The organism is Gordonia lacunae (assembly GCF_002149015.1).
In the GTDB taxonomy this organism is placed as follows: domain Bacteria; phylum Actinomycetota; class Actinomycetes; order Mycobacteriales; family Mycobacteriaceae; genus Gordonia; species Gordonia lacunae.
The window spans coordinates 173,571-192,648 of record NZ_NGFO01000001.1; the positions used below are offsets into that span (position 1 = coordinate 173,571).

The following is a 19,078-nucleotide window of genomic DNA, read 5'->3' on the forward strand; positions in this document are numbered from 1 at the left end:
GTAGGTGGGTTGGGCACCTACGCTATCAAACGTGCACGTGGTCAACCATTTTCGTGCGATGAGTCGAAAATGAAGTCCGTTCGTGTGAGATAGGTTGCGGTACAACATGACAACGCTCTGCTCACAGCCAGTCGCGCTTGCGAAACGACAGGTAGAGGCCGACCACCACCACGACGATCAGCGTCGTGCTGGTGATGAAGCCGAGTAGTCGCTCGAAACCGGGGAACGGCACGTTCTGCCCGTAGAAGCCGGTGATCGCCGTCGGTACGGCGATGATCGCGGCCCACGCGGTCAGCTTCTTCATGACGGTGTTGAGTCGCGCGTCGGCGAGGGTCAGGTTGGTCTCGAAGACGGTGGTGATCATGTCCCGCAACGACTCCGTCCACTCCGATGCCCGCAGCGCGTGGTCGTAGAGGTCGGAGAAATGCGGGTCGAGTTCCGGTGGCGCGTGGTTGTCGAACCGCCGTCGTTGGATGCCGGCGATCACCTCGCGCATCGGCAGGACCACCCGTCGAAGGACGACGAGGTCCTTGCGCAGGTCGTAGGTTCGGCGCTGGAGTTCGCGGCCGGGGATGCGCTCGTCGAAGAGCAACGCCTCGAGATCCTCGATCTCGTCGTCGAGGCGCTGCACGGCGTCGAAATGCCCGTCGACGACGACGTCGAGCAGTCCGTGCACGAGCGCGCCGATCCCGTACTGCATGGCCCCGCTGTCCGACCACCGCCGCATGACCTCGTCGATGTCGAGCGCCGGGGTCGGTCGCACGGTGATGAGCGCATTGCGTTTGACGAAGATCGAGATGCGGTGCAGGTCGAACATCCGCGCCCGACCGTTCGCGGAGGCGCGGAAGTCGGTCGCCGCGGAGCCGTCATCATCGTCGTCCTGGTTTTCGGACGGTGTGTCGCCGTCGTGCAGCGAGACCGCGTAGACCATCACGAAGGTGTGGCCGGTGTAGGTGACGGTCTTGACCCGTTCGGCCGCCGCGACCGTGTCCTCCATCGCGAACGGGTCGAGTTCGAGTTCGGCGGCGAGCCGGGCCAGCGTCTCGTGCGTCGGGCATTCCAGGTCCGCCCAGATCAACTTCTCCGGGTCCTCGAGACAGGAAGAGATCTCCCCGAGGTCGAAACCGTCCACCGGGTCGCCGTTCCGCCAGATCTGACCGCGGATGCGTTCGACGCCGCGAGGTTCCGACACATCCGAGGGCACTGTCATGTGGCCATCGTGACACCGCCGGACGGTTTGGGGCGGCGCGACAGGCAGGCGCGATGTCGGCCACACCGGGCGGTCGTCGGCCGCGGGTAGCATCGAAACCGGTGTCTGTGGACGGGCGCGGACACCGATTCTCCAGGTAAGGCGGCGGCAACATGGTCGACAGCAGTTCCCGCGGACATCGGTTGATGCCCGCGCGCACGAGCGAACAGATCCGCGAGTGGTGCGATCGGTCGGCGGTGCCGGGCGAACGGCGCGAATTGTCGGACACCGCGGCGCTGCTCATCGCCTCCGGATATCTCACCCCGGGCGGGCGTGCGATCGTGGTGCGCCGGATCTCCACCGGCCGGCCGATGCCGTCGATGTCCTCGGGTTTCGGCGATCTCCGCCGCATGCAGCGCGCGATCGTCCAGATCGAACATCAGCTGTCGAGTCCGGTGGTGCCCGGCGTGGTCGGCGCTGTCATGCGCAACCGGCTCAACGGCCTGCAGCGCCGCCGCGAGGACGCCCGGAAGCAGCTCGTCGCCGCCAAGGGGGTGTTCGCGTCGGGGACCAGGGCGATCCGGCGCGAGCGGCGGGAGAACGTCTACCTCGAGATCGAGGAACGGGACCGGCTGTTCGCCGGTCTGCTGTGCACCCCGACCCCCAACGTCAACACGTCGAGCTACGTCCGTCGCGCCGGAACCGCCGCCTTCGACCGGATCGCCGGCGTCGTCGGGCAGGTGGCCGCGAAATCGGGCAACTCGCAGGCGGGGCAGTGGGCGGACCAGTTCCTGTCTGGCGTGCGCGAGGCGCCGGGCGGTGCCTCCCAGGCCGGTGCGCCGCGTGCCGCGGCCTTCGTCGACGGCTACGAGACCCTGCTGTTCATCACCGGCCATTACTACGACCGCATCCTCGGCAACCCCGCGTGGCGCTCCGACCACTTCGAGGTCCAGCGCACCCAGGTGAACCTGCATGCCGAGGTCGCCGAGATCGCCGCCGACGTCATCGCGCTGCGAGCCGTCCGCATCGACCTCGACCGGGCCAAGCGCAACGGCGGCTTCGACCGCACCTTCGCCGCGCAGATCGATCAGCGTGAGACGACGCTGCGGCCGGTGTGGTCCGAGCTCATCGACCGTGTCCAGGCGCTCGGCGAAGTCGCGCACGTCGTGGAGTCCGCGGCCGTCGAGCTCCAGGTCCTCGCCGAGTACAACAAAGCGGCCACACTGGACGACCGCATCGACGCGCTGATTGCGAGATCGGGCGACCGGGAGATCTCCGTCGACAACGCCAAGCGACTCACCGAGCAGGTGCGCAGCGGCGAAGAGCAACTGCGGATCTATCGAGATGTGTTGCAGGGCAACATCGCGCGCATCTCGCCGGCTGTGCCCCGCGAGCTACCCGCCCGCTACGAGCCCTCGTGACCACGTGCTGAGGTAGTCCTTCTCGGTGGGGGTCAGCCTCCGCAGGGTGTGCTTCTCGATGTCGACGACGGCCATCTGTGTGCTGGCCACGCACGCCGGACGGCTGGCGGCGTCGGCGCCGGCACCACGGATCTCGTATCCGATGGTGAAGTCCACCGAACGAAAGTCCTTGATCCACATCCCGATTCGCAGTGGCGAGTCGTCGTGGCGCAGCTGGGCCCGGTATCGGATGTCGACGTGCACGATCATCGCGCTCGTGATCAGCGGGGCGTAGTCCTCGCCGGCGCTCAACAGCCACGCGATGCGCGCCTCCTCCATGAGGGTGACCATCCGCGCGTGGTTGATGTGGCCGAAGGCGTCCATATCCGACCATCGCACCCCTATTTCGGCGGCGAACGCGAAGTCGTGCCGGCCGAGCCTCTCGGTGGACGCGGTCTCGTCTCGATCGGGACGCTGGGGGTGAACAGAAGGTGAACTGGGCATCGTCGACTTTCCTCGGCGGTCCCGGTGACCGTGAGACGCCGTGGTCACGGCCTTCCACTCCGCTGGACGCCGGGTAGTCTGTGAGTCTAGATGTCCGCGTCGCTCCGATCCGATCGGCGCGGGCGCGCACGTGGGGACACGACGGGTCCGGGTGCGCTCGGGGGGACTGTCGGCGAGGGAGTGGGCTGGATGTCGAGGCGATTGATCGCGGGTCTCGTGTGCCTGATGGTGGGGATTCTGTCGACCCCGGCCATCGCCGACGCGGCTCCCCGGCAGGTGGCGCGTATCGCCAAGTCCGAGAAACTGAGTGCCCTGCGCACCGATATCTGGGTGTTCTCGCCGGCGATGAACGAGCGGATCAAGCTCTCGGTCCTCACGCCGGTCGGCGGTTCGGCGCCGCGTTCGACGGTCTACATGCTCGACGGCGCGGGTGCCGAGGGCGAGGTCAGCGACTGGATCACCAAGGGTCGGGCCGGCCGCTTCTTCGCGGACAAGAACGTGAACGTCGTGCTGCCCACGGGCGGCAAGGGCACCTTCTACACCGACTGGCAGAAGAAGGACGCGGCGCTCGGCAAGCCGATGTGGGAGACCTTCCTGACCAAGGAACTGCCGCCGCTGATCGACGCGAGGTTCGACGGCAACGGGCGCAACGCCGTCATCGGTCTGTCGATGGGCGGCCAGGCCGCCTTCTCGCTGGCGATCCGTCACCCCGAGATGTACACCGGTGTCGCCTCGCTCAGCGGTTGTCCGCCGGTGTCCGGACCGGTCAACGAGGCCTACGTCCGGGGCACCGTCGGCCGCGACGGCGGCGACGCCACCAACATGTGGGGCCCGTTCGGGTCCGCGGGCTGGCGGGCACACGACCCGAGCCTGCATCTGGACCGGTTGCGGGGTAAGAACATCTTCATCTCGGCCGGGTCGGGTGCGGTCGGCCCTCTCGACCTCCAGCGACAGATCGAACCGGAAGAGGGTCCGCGCGAGGTGGTGACCGCGTCGTCGTCGGCGCTCGAACTGGGTGCGTACCGGTGCTCGCTCGAGTTCGCCATCACGCTGCGCGCCGCGGGGGTGCGATACACCGACGGGTTCCGGCTCATCGGGACCCACACGTGGGCGTACTGGGAGCGTGATCTCGAGGTCCTCTGGCCGACCATCGGCCGCGGGCTGTAGTCGACCGCGAGCCCACGGTCACGCGACGGACCGTCGAGAACCGTCAGCTCCGCGGACCGTCCCAGCTCTCGGCGAACCGCAGGAACACGTCGTCCTCGGCGGTGTTGGTGACGGTCACCCGCACGCCGTCACCGTCGAAGGGGCGGACCACCACCCCGGCGTCGACGCAGGCGCGTGCGAACTCCATCGACGCCGCCCCCAGGTCGAGCCAGACGAAGTTCGCCTGTGAGTCGGGCACCCGATATCCGGCGTCGCGTAGTCGCGCGGTGACGCGGGCGCGTTCGGCGACGACCGCGTCCGTGCGGGCCAGCAGTTGCTCGCCGGCGTCCAGGCTGGCGAGTGCGGCGGCCTGTGCCACGCTGCTGACCGAGAACGGGATGTGGACCTTGCCGAGGGCGGTGATGACCTCCGGATCACCGATCGCGTAGCCCACGCGCAACCCGGCCAGTCCGTACGCCTTGGAGAAGGTGCGCAGCACCACCAGGTTCGAGAACTCACGCCGGAGCTCGAGTGCATCGTAGGCCTGGTTCGACGGCAGACGCAGATACTCGAAGTACGCCTCGTCGAGAGCGACGACGACGTCCGACGGGACGCTCTGCAGGAAGTCACGAAGGTCGGTCGCCTCGACCACCGTGCCGGTCGGGTTGTTCGGGTTGCACACGAAGATCAGGCGCGTGCGGTCGGTGACGGCGTCGGCCATCGCGCGCAGATCGTAGGTCAGGTCGCCGGTGAGCGGGACCTGTACCGGTGTCGCGCCCGCGACCCGGGTCGCGAGGGGATAGGTCTCGAAGGACCGCCACCCGAAGACCACCTCGTCGCCCGGTCCGCTGGTGATGAGGATGAGGTTCTGGCAGAGGATGACCGACCCGCATCCCACCTGGACCTCGTCCTCGGTGACACCGAGGCTCTTGGCCAGTGCGGCGGTCAGCTCGACCATCCCGTTGTCGGGGTAGCGGTTCACCGCTGCGGCGGCGGCGCCGATGGCGTCGACGACGCTCGGCAGCGGACCCTCGGTGACCTCGTTGCTCGCGAGTTTCACCGCTCCCGGAAACGTCTTGCCCGGCACGTATACGGGAAGGTCGTCCAGGTCGGGGCGGATTCGCAAGCTCACCCGACCAATGTAGGCCGCGGCCCCGAACAGGCAGAAACCGGCTCTGACCAAACGGTTTGCTTGTGGACGCGAAGGGTGTGTAACCTTTCGACTCGGCAGTTCGAAAGGACTCCGCCAAGGAGGCGTGCCAGAGCGGCCGAATGGGACTCACTGCTAATGAGTTGTCTCGCTAAAACGGGACCGGAGGTTCAAATCCTCTCGCCTCCGCCACCGCAGTCGGCCGACGGCGGTACAACTGAAGAGCTGTACAACTGAATAGCACGCGCCCGTAGCTCAACGGATAGAGCATCTGACTACGGATCAGAAGGTTTGGGGTTCGAATCCCTACGGGCGCACCACAGAGGCCCGTCACCGATTCCGGTGGCGGGCCTCTTCTGTGTGCGCCGGAACCCTGGGTGGGTGGACGAGGCGCCGGCACACACGATCTGGGTCGCGACGGTCACCGGGAGGACTCGATGCGCCGATGGTCCGTCGTGATGTCCTCCATCCTCGTCGGCGTCAGTGGTGTCGACACGAGTACGGCACTACCCCACTCGGCGAGGGGGTGACTACCCGCGGAGGATCACCAGCTGCTGGGTCGCCCGGGTCATCGACACGTAGCGGTCGACCGCGCCCTCGATGCCCGCGCCGAAGGAGTCGGGGTCGACGAGCACCACGAGATCGAACTCGAGACCCTTGGCGAGGGTCGGAGTGAGCGACCGGACGCGGTCGGTCCCGGCGAACCCCGGTTCCCCGATCACGCACGCGATCCCGTCTCGATGCGTCGACGTCCACTCGTCGACCACGGTGCCGAGGTCCGCGCGATCACCGTAGGTGACCGGAATCCCCGCCCGTCGAACCGACGTCGGCACATTCGCGTCGGGGAGCGCGGCACGGATGACGGGTGCCGCGGCAGCCATGATCTCTTCGGGTGTCCGGTAGTTGATCGTCAATCCCGCCTCGGCGACGTCACCCAATCCGACCCGCCGCAGTCGCTCGGCCCAGGATTCGCCGAATCCTCGCCGGGCCTGCGCGCGGTCGCCGACGACGGTGAAGCTCTTCGACGGGCAACGGTCGATCAGCATATGCCACTGGGCGTCGGTCAGTTCCTGGGCCTCGTCGACGACGATGTGCGCGAACGGCCCGTCCAACGGGCCGGCGGTCGCACCGACGAGTTCGTCCCCGAGGTTGTGGCGTAGGTTCTCGTGCCGGAGCATCGCCATCACTCCCTCGCCGTCGTCGTGGACCTCGGCGGCGATCAGGTCGTCGACCACCTGGTCGATCTTCTCGCGCTCCGCCTCCCGGTCGGCGCGCTGCCTGCGACGACGGGCCGACGCCGCCGGGTCGCCGATCCGGCGGTGGGCGCGGTCGAGGATCGGTAGGTCGGCATCGGTCCAGGCGTCCGGGATGCTGCGCTGGAGTGCGCGTACCTCGGCGGGAGTCAGCCAGGGCGCGCACATGCGGAGAAAGGCCGGCACCGACCACAGGTCACCGACGATCTCCGCGGCGTCGAGCACCGGCCACGCCCGCGAGAATGCCGTCACGAGTTCGTTGTTCGCCGCCAGCGCACGACGCAGTGCGTGGTGCGGCACGTCGTCGTCGTGCCGCGACGCGATGATCGACACCAGTTCCTCCCAGACCTCGTCACGGGCATCGTTGTGCGCCGTGCCGCGTTCCGGTACGTCGAAGGCCTCCGCCCAGTCGGTCGGGGTCAGAGTTGTCTCCGCCCAGGGTGTTTCGACGACGAAGGGTGCTGTGGGTGGTTGTTCGTAGAACCGGACCGCCGGTTCGACGGCCTCGACCATGCGAGCCGACGACTTCAACCGTGCCACGTCGGCCTCGGCTTCGATTGTCGCCGAATCGCCTTCGCCGACGAGATCGGCGAGAGTGCACGTCTGGACGCTCTCCTCACCCAGGCTCGGCAACACATCGGCGACGTAGGCGAGGTAGGGCCGATGGGGCCCGACGACGAGCAGCCCGCCCCGATTGCCGGCGAGGCGCGGATCGGCGTAGACGAGGTAGGCGGCACGATGCAGCGCGACGACGGTCTTACCGGTCCCGGGCCCGCCGTCGACGACGAGGGCGCCGTGTGAACCGGCGCGGATGATCGCGTCCTGATCGGTGGCGATGGTGCCCAACACATCTCGCATCCGGGGAGAACGACTGGCACCGAGGTCGGCGAGGAACGCCGACTGCTCGTCGAGTGCGGCGTGTGAGGCGAGCACCGTGGGGTCGTCGACGAAGACCTCGTCCCAGTAGTCGGTGATCCGGCCGTGTGTCCAGCGGTATCGGCGCCGGCTCAGCAGACCCATCGGATCCCGGCGGGTGGCGGCGAAGAACGGCGCGGCCAGCGGGGTGCGCCAGTCGACGAGCAGGGTGTCACCGGTGAGATCGGTCAGGCCGAGTCGGCCGATGTACAGGATCTCCCCGTCCTCGCGGACCAGACGTCCCAGACACAGGTCGAGGCCGAAGCGTCGCAGGGATCGAATACGCGAGCCGAGCTGGTGGATCTCCATGTCGCGGTCGACCGCTCGGCGGCCTTTGCCACCGGCTTCGCGTCGTAGTCCCTGCAAGCGTGCGTCTGCGTCGGCCAGTGTGCGGCGCAGATTCGTGGTGATCGAGGTGAAGTGCCGGGCGTCATCGGCGATGCGGGCGGGATCGTTCTTCGGGGACAGGCGGTCCGGAAGGGCGAACACCGCGGTGGTCGTCGAAGTGGGGGTGTGGGGGACTGAGGGCACAGACAGGGCTCCGAATCGGCAGGCGGCAGGGGCGGTCTCGGCAGGTGAGACAGCGATTCTGCACCGCGTGGGGGGCCTTGCGGCAAGCCCCTGTCCAGGGCTTATGGTGGAAGGGGAAGAGAGATCGCCGGGGGCGCAGGTGAAACGGACCCCGATCCCACTTGTCCCGATCAGTCCGCCAGCTGTTGCAGCGCGCGATGCTGTATGTGAAAGTACTTTCAGTTCACTACGGTGAACTTCTCTCGGTGGGGCCTGTCAGGGGGCTGCCGCCCCCGAGCGCACGGGGGTGGGGCGGCAGCGCGGCCACAGCTCTCCGGGTTTTCGGGTCGTTCCGTTCGGGACTCATTCGACCGACTGGTCGCCATCTCCGCGCGGTATCGTCCTGGCCAGCGGCTTTCGGATCGTCGACCTGAGCATCCGAGCCCGGGCCGTAAGGTCGAGTGTGGAATGACACGCGGCGGTGCGCCCGTCCGCCGGTTTCGGCCGGCGCTTCGACGCGTCGACGATGACGCAGGATCTCGACCGGAGGCCGACGATGGGACAGCCGTACGGGGAGCCGAACCACGGCGCCCGTGATCCGCGGCTCCGGGACGACACCGGCAGCCAGTCCGGTGGGTCGTCACGTGATCTGTACGGCCGGCCCGTCGCGCCGCAGCTCTATCCCCCGCTCGGGTATGCCTCCGACGGCACGCCGATGTTCCGTCCCGGCCAGCCGACGAACACCGAACTGCATATGGCCGAACGCGCCGAGCGTGCCGAGGCCGAACGCGTCGCGACCGCCGAGCGGGAGGACGACGGCCGAGACGGCCGAGCGGGTTCGCGGATTCCCAAGGTGCCCACCGCGACCCTGGTCCTCACCCTTGGGCTGGTGGTGCTGCTCGTGGTGGCGTTCGTCGGTTTCCTCGGGCTTCGCGCCGGGTCGGCGGAAGATCCGGTCGCGGATTCGCCGCTCATCACCGACACGATGCCGATCCCGCGCACCTTCGAACCGCCCAGCCTCAGCCCGCCCGAACCGGGACAACAGCTTCCGGGTCAACCCCGCGAACGGATCGATCCGCAGAACAAGCCGGTGACCTACGAGGCGACCATCGACGGTCAGGCGACCATCCTGTACGTCGACGATGCCGGCCTGCGCTCCGAGTTCGCCCCGACGAATCCGTGGACCGTCCAGTTCACCGGCGGGGTGAATCCGCTGCGTCTGCTGGTGATCGCGGGGACGGGTAGTGCGGTGAGTTGCTCGATCACGGTCGACGGGGAGAAGGTGGTGGAGGACACCGTCACGCCGTCGTCGACGCGCCGAACCGCGTCCTGCATCGCCTAGGTGTTCCGTCGCGGTCACCGCGAATACCGCGCGTCGGTGGGGTGACCTGCTCGTCCGATGTGTGATCGGGGCCGTGGCTCGCTACCGTGGTCACGTGAGTTCTCCGCAGACAGCCCCTGACAGCGGTCAGTCCTCCGCCTCCACCGACGAGTTCAAGACGATGCTCACGTGGCGAGGCGAAGACACCGATCGACTCGAGCAGGTCCGCCTGGTCGTGTCCGGCGCGCGCCTCAAGGCATACGGACGGATCATCGCCGCGGCGACTGCCGACCACGAGGCGTTCTCCGCGTCCTACGAGCTGCAGACCACCGATGCCGGTGTGGTCAAGCGTCTGACCGTGCACCTGGTGCGCGCCGACGGCGAGACGCAGTTCGGCATCACCCGCGATGACGAGGGCACGTGGCTGATCCGTCGTCCCGACGGGGAGACCACCCGCTCGGATTTCGGCGGCGCCGAAGACGTCGACCTCGCGCTGTCGCCCATGTTCAACGCCCTGCCGATCCGGCGGCGTGCCCTGTCGGCGTCGAAACCCGGAACGGTCCAGGTCCCGGTCGCCTACATGTATCTGCCCAGCGGAGACGTGAAGCCGGCGACGATGTCGTACACCCCGGGCGAGGACGGATTCCGGGTGGTCTCGCCGCTGGCGACGACCACGATCACCGTCGACGAGAACAACTTCGTCGTCGACTACCCGGGTCTCGCACGCCGGGTCTGACCACACCGGGTCCGGCCACCGTCGGGTTCAGCCCACCCACACCCGGCCCTGGTGGGCCTGCCTGCGGAGTTCCTGCTGCCAGCCGTCGTCACCGACGGTCACCCCGGAGATGACCTCGGCGGCCCCGGAGTGCAGTTGCTCGTACGCCGCGCGGGCGCGGTGCCCGTCGTCGACGAGCACTTCGACGGTCCCGTGGTCGCGGAGTTCGTCGCGCACGGCGACCAGGCGGTCGATGGTCTCGCTGAGGACGTTGAGCACGGCGATCCCGTTGGCCTCGATCATCGCGCGCTGCAGGGCGGGTGCGGTGCCGGCGACCCGGGTGCCGTCGCGGAAGCTGCCGGCCGCCAGGCGTAGGGCGAGGTCGCTCTCACCCGCTCCGACGGCGGCGGTTGCCGCCGCGGTGAGGTGGGGGAGGTGGGAGATCGCGGCGACCGCCCGGTCGTGCGCGTCGGGAGCCACCGGCACCACTCGCGAGCCGACGGCCACGGCCAGCGAGGCCACCGTGAGCCAATCGTCGGCCGGGGTGTCGTCGGTTGTGGTGACCGCCCACATGGCCCCATCGAAGAGGGTGGCGTCGGTCGCCGCCCAGCCCGACGAGCTGGTCCCTGCCATCGGATGGCCGCCCACGTATCGACCACCGGGGTGCAGCCGGCCGAGCACGTGTTCGACCTGCTGCTTGACGCTGATGACGTCGGTGACCAGGACGCCGGGGGCGTGCTCGGCGAGCGCGGTCACCAGCGGCTCGATCGTCGTCACCGGTGTCGCCAGCACGACCAGCGCATCCGACGACGCGGCGCGCCCCAGTGTCGCAACGAGATCCGAGGACGCGTCATAGCCGTCACGAGTGGCGGCTTCGACGGTCGCCGTGGACCGGTTGTAGCCGAACACCTCATGTCTGGCGTCGTGCAGGGCCCGCACCAGCGACCCGCCGATCAGCCCGAGACCCAGCACGCACACCGGTCGGGGGAGGACGAGAGCGGGGGACGACGGCGCGGCAGTCACCCTGACACGTTCCCATACCGGTCACGCACGGTGAACCGGGACTTGGGAGTACCGGTGATAGGGGCTACGGTTTGCTGCATGGCCGGTGCCGGATTTGGGAAGTCGGGGTCGAACGCGCAGGACGTGGACGACGACATCGACGGTTTCGCCGTGGCGGTCGTCCGCGACGAGGGTGGCTGGAAGGTCACCGCGATGAAACCGTCGGCGCTCTCCGATCTCGAGGACGCCGAAACCCAGTTGCGTGAGCTGCGTTCCGCGGGCGCGGTGTTCGGGCTCCTGGACGTCGACGACGAGTTCTTCATCATCGTGCGGCCGTCCCCGACGGGAGCGCGTCTACTGATCTCCGACGCGACCGCCTCCATCGACTACGACATCGCGGTCGACGCGCTCGACGCGTTGAACGTCGAGGTACCCGACATCGACCCGGACGAACTCGATCAGATCGATCCGTGGGAGGAAGGGGATCTCGGGTTGCTCGCCGACCTGGGACTTCCGGACGCGGTCATGAGCATCATCGTCGGCGACACCGATCTCTATGCCGACGAACAACTCGGCATGATCGCGGCACGGCTCGGCTTCGCCGACGAGCTGGGCAAGGTCCTCGATTCCCTCGGCCACTGAGTCGGTCAGAATTCGCTCGATGAGTGCGCCCGCCTGGGAGGCCATGGTCCGTGCGGCACTCGACGCGGCGGCGTTGTCGGGGACCGACGACGTGCCCATCGGCGCGGTCGTGTTCGACCCGGAAGGCGTCGAACTGGCCCGCGCCGCGAATCGCCGCGAGGCCGACGGTGATCCGACCGCACACGCCGAGGTGCTCGCGCTGCGTGCGGCGGCGCGGGCGTTCGGGGACGGCTGGCGGCTCCCGGGGTGCACGATCGCGGTGACGGTCGAACCCTGCACCATGTGCGCGGGCGCGATCACCCTCTCCCGGGTCGAGTCCGTCGTGTTCGGGGCGTGGGAGCCCAAGACCGGAGCGGTCGGCTCCCTCTGGGACGTCGTCCGCGATCCGCGCCTGTCGCATCGGCCCCAGGTGAGGGGCGGCGTCCTGGAAGACGAGTGTCGCGCCCTCATGGTCGACTTCTTCGCCACCCGACGACATCCGTGACCGCGGTGTCTCGGGGTCGTGACACAGCAAGATCGGTGAGATCTCAGGGTCGAGTCCGGTGGTCGTGGGCGCGCGGTCCTGGCAGATTGGACAGCAGCACCCCCGACCCGCGAGGAGTAGTCATGACCGATCCGTCCGACAAGGTGACCGCGGCCTTCGACACCGCGAAGGCGAAGATCAACGAACTCGCCGAGAGCGGAAAGGTGCAGGAAGCGCTGGGTACTGCGCGCGACAAGATCGACGAGTTCGTCGAGAGCAAGCAGGTCCAGGACGCCCTGGGCACTGCGAAGGACAAGCTCAACGATCTGGCCGAGAACGAGAAGGTCCAGGAGGCGTTCACCACCGCCAAGGACAAGCTCAACGAGGTGTCGCAGAAGTTCAACAACCGCTGACGGGTCGCTGACCTGCGGTCATGCAGCTCAGTGCACACCTGTGGCACGGTGGGATGCGGGAGTCCGCTCCTTCAGGCGGCGCCAGTGTCGAGCAGCCGGCGCATCGGTCGTCGCCGAGTTCTTCCACATCGGACGGCACCCGGCCGCGCCGAACCTCAACCGAGGAGGCTTCATGGGAACCACGGACGACGCCAAGAACAAGGCCGAAGAGCTCAAGGGCCGCGGCAAGGAAGCCGCGGGCAGCCTCACCGACGATCAGGACCTCAAGAACGAGGGCAAGGGTGACCAGGCGCAGGCTCAGGGCAAGCAGAAGATCACCGAGGCCGCCGACGCCGTCAAGGGCAAGATCGACGACGTCAAGGACAAGCTGACCGGCCACTAGGTCCGACTGCTCTCCAAGGTGCGGAGCGCGACGTGTCCCCTGCTCCCTGAAGGTGTGGGGAGCGCGACGTGTCCCCTGCTCCCTGAGGTGTGAGGAGCGAAAGCGACGAGCCTCGAAGGGCAGGTGACGGGCGCCGACACCCACGCCTGACCAGCCGATTTAAGCCTGACCGCGGGTCTGCGGTACAGTTTTCGGCGGTGGCGTGTCCGAGCGGCCGAAGGTGCAGCACTCGAAATGCTGTGTGCGGTAACCCCGTACCGAGGGTTCAAATCCCTCCGCCACCGCCGGAAATGACCCCCCATCCTCACGGATGGGGGGTCATTTCGCTCCTGCGGCCGCGGTTCGGCGGATCAGCCCATGCTGAACGGCTTCCCGTAGACGGCGATCGACTGCGACACATTGTCGGTCGTGATGCTCACCTTGGCGTAGGAGCGGGCCTGCGCATAACCGGCACAGCCGTTCACCATCATGGTCTCGTTGGTGTACGCGAGCGTGCCCTTGCCGCCGGAGAAGCTGATCGACGACGAGTGTCCGGCCGCGCCGAACGCGTCTTTGTACTCACGGTCGTTGATGACGTAGTTGACCGCCTGGCCGGGGCCGATGGTCACGCCGGCGCCGGTCTCGGCTGTCGTGGTCGCACTCTGGAGGTCGAAGTTGGGTGCGGTCGCGCCAGCCCGGCTGTTCGAGTTGCCGCCGAGTGTGAGCTGGCAGCCGACGATGTAGCCCGAGCCGACGCCGATCTTCGCCGCCTTGTCGGAGGTCGTCACCACGTATTTGCCGGAGACCCATGCATTGCGGTGTAGGGGTGTGCCACCCATCGAGGGATTGATCCGCGCGGATTCGTTGCTGCGCGTGATGGTCACCGTCGTACCGTCTTTCAACTTCTTCGTGACGGACTGTCCGGGGAGTTGGACGGTGGTGTCGGCCTGCGCCGGTGAGGCGGTCAACGCGGGCACCAGTGCCGCGCAGGCGAGTGCGGTCGTGGCCGCGATGATCCGGGTGCGCGTGATGTGGCGCTGGGGGGCGGTCATGGGAGCTCCGATTCGGCGAGTCGTGGTCATGGTCAACGGGTTCGCGGTCAGCCGATGGAGAACGGCTTGCCGTAGAGGTTCACCTTCTGGTGCACCTCACCGGTGGTCTCGATCGTGGTGAATGCACGTGCCTGGGCATATCCGCCGCAGTTCTGTACGTCGATCTGAGCGTCGTCGTAACCGAGGTGGTAGGTGCCGGCCTTCTCGATGTTCTTTGTGTTCAGCACCACGAAGGTGACGTCGCCGGCGGCCAGCGGAACGGTCAGGGTGCCCGACAGCGACGGTGCGGTCGGGGTCAGCGATCCGGACAGACCGCCTTGCAGGCCCTTGATGTTCACCTGGCATCCGATGATGTACCCGGTGGAGAGGGTGGCGGCGGCGCCGTTCGTCGCTGTTCCGTTGCTCCCGGGAAGGGTCGTCTCGCCGGCCGCGCCGACACTCGGGCCTGCCTTGGCGGGCTTGAGATTCGGTGCGTACAAGGTGATCTGACCGCTGACCCAGGTGGTCCTGGATACCCCGTTGGCGGCCATCGACGCCGAGACCCGGGCGCTCTCCTCGGACCGGACGATCTGGATGCCCTCACCTTTCGCGGTGCCGCCCGGAAGCCGCACGAATGCGTCAGCACCCGCCGACGCGGAGCCGGCCAGCAGCGCGGCAGTCACCGAACCGCCGATGAGTGCGGACAGTCCGACGGCCCGCAAGGTTCGTTGTGTCATCTCGTGCTCTCCTCGTTTCATCTACCCGTCCGCGGACGGGGTGTCGCACTGCGTCGAGAACTCATCGCAGGGGGATGGGCCCGTCAGCTGCGGCAGGGGTGGCGATCGTAGGTGAACGTACCCTAAATACAAGATGAGTGAAAAACTATGTACGGGGTTGACACGCACCCGTCAGCTAAAGGTAGCCTAACCTCTGCAAGGCGTGGGGATCGTGCCGGTGCCGCCGGCGGAATCTCACGCGAAGGCTCCGGGTTCGATTGCATCGCAGGCGAACTCGCTCTGCGTACGAGGATGTGTGAGTCAGACACCGGCGTCGTGCTCGTTGCTGAGTGCCGCCCACGATTCCCACGGTGCACTGCCCGCGGTGCACATCGGCGACGCCGTCATCGACTTCGAGCGCTTCTACGAGTCCGTGGAGTGGATGGCCGAGCAGCTGGTCTCGTGCGGCGTCACTTCCGGGAGTCGGGTGGCTCTCGCGATCCACACGGGTTGGGAGTTCGTCCTCGCCTGGCACTCCCTGCTCGAAGCCGACGCCGTGACGGTCCCGATCGTCCTCGGCTCCCACTGCGATCCTGCCGGGCCTCATGGCGTCGGCTTCGTGTTCGCCCACCTCGACCAGTGCGCGGAGATCGAGGATCTCCTCGACGTGGTGTCGCCGAATCCATCCCGGGTGCTGTATCGGGTTGCCGGTGACTTCGTGCTCGTCGCTCTCGGAGGTGCCGGTCCCGCGCACGACGAGGGCGGCCTCATCACCGATCTCGAAGCCGGATTCGTCGACACCGCATGCCGTCTCGTCGCCGAGGCGGAGTGGATGGCCGAGGACGACGGATTGCGTCGGGGTGCCCGTGTGCGACTCGAAGGGGATCTCGGCGCCCGCGAGACGATGGTCCGGATTCTCGCGTGCGCGTCGGCAGGGGCGTGCGTGGCGGTCGACGCCCCCTTCGGAGTCCCCCACTGGGGTGCCCCGGCGCTCGGTGACCGGGAGCCGATGGCCTCAGCGCAGCGCGGAGGCGACCCGGTCGGCGAGGTCGGTCTCGCGACGACTGACGAGGAGGTCGACAACCCGGTCGGAAGTGGACTCCGGTGGTAGCCACAGCGATTCCGCGAGTATGCGGGTGAGCCGGGGCCTGCCGACCCGTTCCGGACGTCGCCCCAGCCGAGTCAGGATGGCGGCGGTGGGTGACGCACCGGAGTGCTCGGCGCGCCGAACGGCGAAGGTGCCCGGTCCGAAGTCGAGGAACACCGCCGCACCTGCGGTGAGTTCGAGTGCGTCGATGAACCGCTTGATCGAACCCGACCGCGCCTGAACCGACGCCCACATGAAAGTCTGTGGTCCCAGCGGGGTCTCGAGGCTGATCGGGGCGCCGGGGCCGATGCCGAGGAGGCCGGCGAGGGCACTGGGGATGGTGAATCCTGTTCCGCGACACTGCGCGGGTGTGATCGTCGTGGCCCAGTGCACGGCGTCGTCCTCGCGGTACAGGCCGCGGGTCCGTCCGGGGGTCCGCCGGGGCCGATAGGTCCGCTCGCGTCGGGTGACCAGGCCACCGCGGATCTGGAATTCGCCCGCCCCGGCGTACGCGCGGATCGTGGCCTCGCTGACGTCGTGACGACCGCGGATCGTCGCGATGACATCGTCGAGGGGCGCGGCCCCGCCGCGGTCGGAGAGAATCGCATCGATCTGCAGATGGACGGGCTCGTATCGTGGAAGGCCCCACTCGGCAAGGCCGTATCGGGTGCGATCGGTTTTGACGATACGCGCGTCCGAGGCGAGTGCGTTTCGAATACTGTTGTGGGCACGGGGGATCGCCGAAGTCGCGTCGACGATCTCGTCGAAGGTCAACGGCGCGCCGCGGATCGAGAGCGCGGCAGCGACGATCTCACCCGTGGTCGACCGGGTGGCGATCGCGTGGTCGTCGAGTAGTTCGTATCCCACCCGCCGTAACCATCGTGCGGCCGAATCTCCGGACAGGCCCAGGTGATCCGCGATGGTGACGACCGAGGCCACCTCGCCGGGGCGCGCCGCCGCCGCGACCGCCGACTTCGTGAACTCGGCGACCGAGCGCAGGCTGCCCCGGATGATCCAGTTCTCGCTCGTGCGCAGACCCGACGCCGCGGCCACCACCCGCCAGCACGGGGCCTCGACGTCGCCCACCGGAGTCCCGGCGAGCGTCGAGTCGGCCATGAGCGCAGCGGCGTCCGCGACCGGAGCGGCCCGGCGGTTGATCATCGCCGACAGCTGGGCGAGGGCCGGGTCTGCGTCGATCAACGAGCGCAGGCGGTGTCGGGTGGAGCGATCGATCTGGGTGACTCGCTCGCGGGACAACCCGAGGAGGTCGGCGACCTCCGACTGGGTGCGTGGGTTGGCAGCGTAGACGCGCTCGGTCAGCACCCGCCGCTCCTGGTCGGACAGTCCGGCGTCGAAGGCGGTGACCGCGTCTTGCGCGCGCCCGTCGTCCGGCGGCCGTCTCGACGACAAGGGTCCGTTGGCGTGCGCGGTCATGGATGGTGCTTTCTCGGCGGGTCGGGTGACGTCGGTGCAACGGTGGCCCGCCTCGGGTTCGCCGACCGCTCGCGAGGGCCTGCGCGGAGCACCTCACAGGCTACCGGGACACCGCGTACGCAGAGCTCGACCGGACCGACGACGTCCGGTGTCGGATTGTCCCCCGAGCACAAAGGTCCGGACGAAGTCTGGCCTCCGCGACCGTTTCCGTCCGCCTCTCGATTTCATAGTGTTCTGGATCACATCGACCACGACGATTTCGGAGGCAAGCCCGGTGACCAGCACGTACTTCGCATGGGACCTGACCCATCGCGCCGACGCCCCGTGTGTTCGCGATGACGTGGTCGCCCTGGACTACGCCGGTTTCGCGCGGCGCGTCGAGGGTGTCGCCGAACAACTGAGCCGTGGTGGCGTTCGACCCGGGGATGTCGTGGCGACGTTCCTGCCCAACCGGATCGAACTGCTGATCGTTCTGATGGCGGCATGGCGGATCGGCGCGGTTGCCACTCCGGTCAACCCGGCATTCACCCCGGAGGAAGCCGAGTACCAGCTGGCGGATTCGGGAGCACGGGTCGTCATCGGCACCCGCGCAGCAGAACTGGGGTCCGGCCCTGCCCGGTTCGACGTGGAGGATCTCGCGACGGCGCCGAGCGCGGACTGGCGGGGCTCACTGTCACCGGCCGCCGGTGACGACGCTTTGCTCATCTACACCTCCGGCTCCACGGGCAGGCCCAAGGGTGTCCGGTTGTCGCACGACAACCTGCACTACATGGCGTCGACGATGGTCACGCATTTCGGTCTCACCGCGGCCGACCATGCCCTCCTGGTGCTGCCGCTGTTCCACGTGAACGCCATCTGCGTGAGCTTCCTGGCGCCGATGCTCGCGGGCGGACAGCTCAGCATCACCGGGAAGTTCTCGCCGTCACGGTTCTTCGACGACGTCGCACGACTCACCCCGACGTACTTCTCCGCCGTACCGACCATCTACGCGCTCCTCGTGTCGCAGGACGGTCTGACGGCCGAGGCCACCGGGTCTCTCCGGTTCGCGGTCTGCGGGGCCGCCCCGATCTCGAGAGAACTGCTCGACCGGGTCGAGGGTGCCTTCGGGATACCTGTCGTCGAGGGTTACGGCCTGACCGAGGGTACCTGTGCGTCGGCCTGCAATCCGGTCGTCGGGGTACGCAAACTCGGGACGGTGGGCCCCGCGCTGCCGGGCCAGCGGATCTCCATCGTCGACGAACAGGGCACGGAGGTGCCCACCGGCGAGATCGGTGAAGTCGTCATCAGCGGGCCGAATGTCATGCGCGGCTACCTGAACCGTCCGGAGGCGACCGCGTCGACCATCGTCGGCGGCCGGCTGCACACCGGCGATGTGGGCCGCCTCGACGAGGACGGCTACCTCACCCTGGTGGACCGCATCAAGGACATGATCATCCGCGGCGGGGAGAACATCTACCCCAAGGAGATCGAGAACGCACTGGCGACGCATCCCGACGTGCTCGAGTGCGCGGTCGTGGGAGCACCGGACGAACTCTACGGCGAGTTGCCCGTCGCGTTCGTCGTCGCCTACCCACACCGTGCTGTCGATGCGGGGAAGCTGGCTGACCACCTCGCCGGACGGTTGGCAAAGATCAAGCAGCCGAGCACGATCCACGTCGTGGACCAACTGCCGCGCAATCCGGTCGGGAAGATCGACAAACCGGCGCTGCGCTCCGGTCTCCGCAGTCCGCAGCCCATCTGATCCCCCGATTCGGCCCGAACTCGACGTCCCACGGCGGACGCCGAGCCGATGACCCGCGCGCCGAGACCGGCGATGCCGGTACCGC

18 protein-coding genes and 3 tRNA genes are annotated in these 19,078 nt (G+C 68.0%); 13 read left to right on the plus strand and 8 right to left on the minus strand.

Going from position 1 to position 19,078, the window contains the following annotated elements; translation table 11 throughout:
* Positions 1–121 precede the first annotated feature (121 nt).
* Positions 122–1,210 (minus strand): magnesium transporter CorA family protein, encoded by a 1,089-nt coding sequence (locus tag CA982_RS00740; RefSeq protein WP_086533435.1) that lies wholly within the window; start codon positions 1,208–1,210, stop codon positions 122–124.
* A gap of 152 nt (positions 1,211–1,362) precedes the next feature.
* Between CA982_RS00740 and CA982_RS00745 the strand changes: the two genes are divergently transcribed.
* Positions 1,363–2,610, plus strand: coding sequence for a hypothetical protein (locus CA982_RS00745; RefSeq protein WP_086533436.1), 1,248 nt, complete (start codon positions 1,363–1,365; stop codon positions 2,608–2,610).
* Here CA982_RS00745 and CA982_RS00750 read toward each other — a convergent pair.
* Entirely contained in the window at positions 2,584–3,093 is a 510-nt protein-coding gene (locus CA982_RS00750; RefSeq protein WP_086533437.1) for an acyl-CoA thioesterase, read from the minus strand. The genes CA982_RS00745 and CA982_RS00750 overlap by 27 nt on opposite strands.
* A gap of 189 nt (positions 3,094–3,282) precedes the next feature.
* Here CA982_RS00750 and CA982_RS00755 point away from each other — a divergent pair, with 189 nt between their 5' ends.
* A complete protein-coding gene (locus CA982_RS00755; RefSeq protein ID WP_086533617.1) occupies positions 3,283–4,260 on the plus strand; it encodes an alpha/beta hydrolase in 978 nt (325 codons plus the stop codon).
* Positions 4,261–4,303: 43 nt separating this feature from the next.
* Here the strand turns inward: CA982_RS00755 and hisC are convergent, their stop codons facing one another.
* Positions 4,304–5,371 carry a histidinol-phosphate transaminase gene (gene hisC, locus CA982_RS00760; RefSeq protein ID WP_086533438.1) on the minus strand — a complete coding sequence of 356 codons (1,068 nt, stop codon included), beginning with the start codon at positions 5,369–5,371 and terminating at the stop codon, positions 4,304–4,306.
* 118 nt (positions 5,372–5,489) lie between these two features.
* Here hisC and CA982_RS00765 point away from each other — a divergent pair.
* Positions 5,490–5,581 (plus strand) — tRNA-Ser (locus CA982_RS00765).
* Between the two features lie 52 nt (positions 5,582–5,633).
* Positions 5,634–5,709, plus strand: a tRNA-Arg gene (locus CA982_RS00770).
* Positions 5,710–5,919: 210 nt separating this feature from the next.
* Here the strand turns inward: CA982_RS00770 and helR are convergent.
* Positions 5,920–8,094 (minus strand): RNA polymerase recycling motor ATPase HelR, encoded by a 2,175-nt coding sequence (gene helR / locus CA982_RS00775; protein WP_425269016.1) that lies wholly within the window; start codon positions 8,092–8,094, stop codon positions 5,920–5,922.
* Between the two features lie 529 nt (positions 8,095–8,623).
* Here helR and CA982_RS00780 point away from each other — a divergent pair.
* Together CA982_RS00780 and CA982_RS00785 are read left to right on the plus strand one after the other, a co-directional pair.
* Positions 8,624–9,409: a hypothetical protein gene (locus tag CA982_RS00780; RefSeq protein WP_086533618.1), complete on the plus strand. Its 786-nt coding sequence runs from the start codon at positions 8,624–8,626 to the stop codon at positions 9,407–9,409.
* A gap of 160 nt (positions 9,410–9,569) precedes the next feature.
* Complete coding sequence (locus CA982_RS00785) at positions 9,570–10,124, plus strand: putative glycolipid-binding domain-containing protein (RefSeq protein WP_086533619.1); 555 nt, start codon at positions 9,570–9,572, stop codon at positions 10,122–10,124.
* Between the two features lie 27 nt (positions 10,125–10,151).
* On the opposite strand, the gene CA982_RS00790 is transcribed toward CA982_RS00785, so the two are convergent.
* A complete protein-coding gene (locus tag CA982_RS00790) occupies positions 10,152–11,126 on the minus strand; it encodes a prephenate dehydrogenase (RefSeq protein WP_086533440.1) in 975 nt (324 codons plus the stop codon).
* A gap of 78 nt (positions 11,127–11,204) precedes the next feature.
* Between CA982_RS00790 and CA982_RS00795 the strand changes: the two genes are divergently transcribed.
* The 5 genes from CA982_RS00795 to CA982_RS00815 all read left to right on the plus strand — a co-directional run bounded on the left by CA982_RS00795 (position 11,205) and on the right by CA982_RS00815 (position 13,289).
* On the plus strand, positions 11,205–11,747 hold the full coding sequence (locus tag CA982_RS00795; protein ID WP_086533441.1) for a tRNA adenosine deaminase-associated protein: 543 nt from the start codon (positions 11,205–11,207) through the stop codon (positions 11,745–11,747).
* Positions 11,748–11,766: 19 nt separating this feature from the next.
* The gene (locus CA982_RS00800) at positions 11,767–12,231 is read left to right on the plus strand and encodes a nucleoside deaminase (protein ID WP_208617845.1); all 465 of its coding nucleotides are present in this window, start codon (positions 11,767–11,769) and stop codon (positions 12,229–12,231) included.
* A 122-nt stretch (positions 12,232–12,353) separates the two neighbouring features.
* Positions 12,354–12,623, plus strand: coding sequence for a hypothetical protein (locus CA982_RS00805; protein WP_004021788.1), 270 nt, complete (start codon positions 12,354–12,356; stop codon positions 12,621–12,623).
* Between the two features lie 172 nt (positions 12,624–12,795).
* Positions 12,796–13,005: a CsbD family protein gene (locus CA982_RS00810; protein WP_064570850.1), complete on the plus strand. Its 210-nt coding sequence runs from the start codon at positions 12,796–12,798 to the stop codon at positions 13,003–13,005.
* 196 nt (positions 13,006–13,201) lie between these two features.
* Positions 13,202–13,289 (plus strand) — tRNA-Ser (locus tag CA982_RS00815).
* 66 nt (positions 13,290–13,355) lie between these two features.
* Here CA982_RS00815 and CA982_RS00820 read toward each other — a convergent pair.
* Positions 13,356–14,066: an MspA family porin gene (locus CA982_RS00820; RefSeq protein WP_086533443.1), complete on the minus strand. Its 711-nt coding sequence runs from the start codon at positions 14,064–14,066 to the stop codon at positions 13,356–13,358.
* A 17-nt stretch (positions 14,067–14,083) separates the two neighbouring features.
* Entirely contained in the window at positions 14,084–14,752 is a 669-nt protein-coding gene (locus CA982_RS00825) for an MspA family porin (RefSeq protein WP_086533620.1), read from the minus strand.
* Positions 14,753–15,047: 295 nt separating this feature from the next.
* On the opposite strand from CA982_RS00825, the gene CA982_RS00830 reads away from it, so the two are divergent.
* Positions 15,048–15,842, plus strand: a complete 795-nt coding sequence (locus CA982_RS00830) for an AMP-binding protein (RefSeq protein ID WP_244176076.1) — start codon at positions 15,048–15,050, stop codon at positions 15,840–15,842.
* Here the strand turns inward: CA982_RS00830 and CA982_RS00835 are convergent.
* Positions 15,747–17,252 carry a sigma factor-like helix-turn-helix DNA-binding protein gene (locus CA982_RS00835; RefSeq protein WP_086533444.1) on the minus strand — a complete coding sequence of 502 codons (1,506 nt, stop codon included), beginning with the start codon at positions 17,250–17,252 and terminating at the stop codon, positions 15,747–15,749. The genes CA982_RS00830 and CA982_RS00835 overlap by 96 nt on opposite strands.
* Before the next feature lie 274 nt (positions 17,253–17,526).
* On the opposite strand from CA982_RS00835, the gene CA982_RS00840 reads away from it, so the two are divergent.
* Positions 17,527–18,993 (plus strand): class I adenylate-forming enzyme family protein, encoded by a 1,467-nt coding sequence (locus CA982_RS00840; protein WP_086533445.1) that lies wholly within the window; start codon positions 17,527–17,529, stop codon positions 18,991–18,993.
* The last annotated feature ends 85 nt before the right edge of the window (positions 18,994–19,078 follow it).

Coding starts and splice junctions, on each gene's coding strand:
- CA982_RS00785 (WP_086533619.1), top strand. CDS start 9,570: ATGCTCACGTGGCGAGGCGAAGACACCGATCGACTCGAGCAGGTCCGC.
- CA982_RS00795 (WP_086533441.1), top strand. CDS start 11,205: ATGGCCGGTGCCGGATTTGGGAAGTCGGGGTCGAACGCGCAGGACGTG.
- CA982_RS00745 (WP_086533436.1), top strand. CDS start 1,363: ATGGTCGACAGCAGTTCCCGCGGACATCGGTTGATGCCCGCGCGCACG.
- CA982_RS00740 (WP_086533435.1), bottom strand. CDS start 1,210: ATGACAGTGCCCTCGGATGTGTCGGAACCTCGCGGCGTCGAACGCATC.
- CA982_RS00805 (WP_004021788.1), top strand. CDS start 12,354: ATGACCGATCCGTCCGACAAGGTGACCGCGGCCTTCGACACCGCGAAG.
- CA982_RS00835 (WP_086533444.1), bottom strand. CDS start 17,252: ATGACCGCGCACGCCAACGGACCCTTGTCGTCGAGACGGCCGCCGGAC.
- CA982_RS00750 (WP_086533437.1), bottom strand. CDS start 3,093: ATGCCCAGTTCACCTTCTGTTCACCCCCAGCGTCCCGATCGAGACGAG.
- CA982_RS00780 (WP_086533618.1), top strand. CDS start 8,624: ATGGGACAGCCGTACGGGGAGCCGAACCACGGCGCCCGTGATCCGCGG.
- CA982_RS00825 (WP_086533620.1), bottom strand. CDS start 14,752: ATGACACAACGAACCTTGCGGGCCGTCGGACTGTCCGCACTCATCGGC.
- CA982_RS00820 (WP_086533443.1), bottom strand. CDS start 14,066: ATGACCACGACTCGCCGAATCGGAGCTCCCATGACCGCCCCCCAGCGC.
- CA982_RS00800 (WP_208617845.1), top strand. CDS start 11,767: ATGAGTGCGCCCGCCTGGGAGGCCATGGTCCGTGCGGCACTCGACGCG.
- CA982_RS00810 (WP_064570850.1), top strand. CDS start 12,796: ATGGGAACCACGGACGACGCCAAGAACAAGGCCGAAGAGCTCAAGGGC.
- CA982_RS00755 (WP_086533617.1), top strand. CDS start 3,283: ATGTCGAGGCGATTGATCGCGGGTCTCGTGTGCCTGATGGTGGGGATT.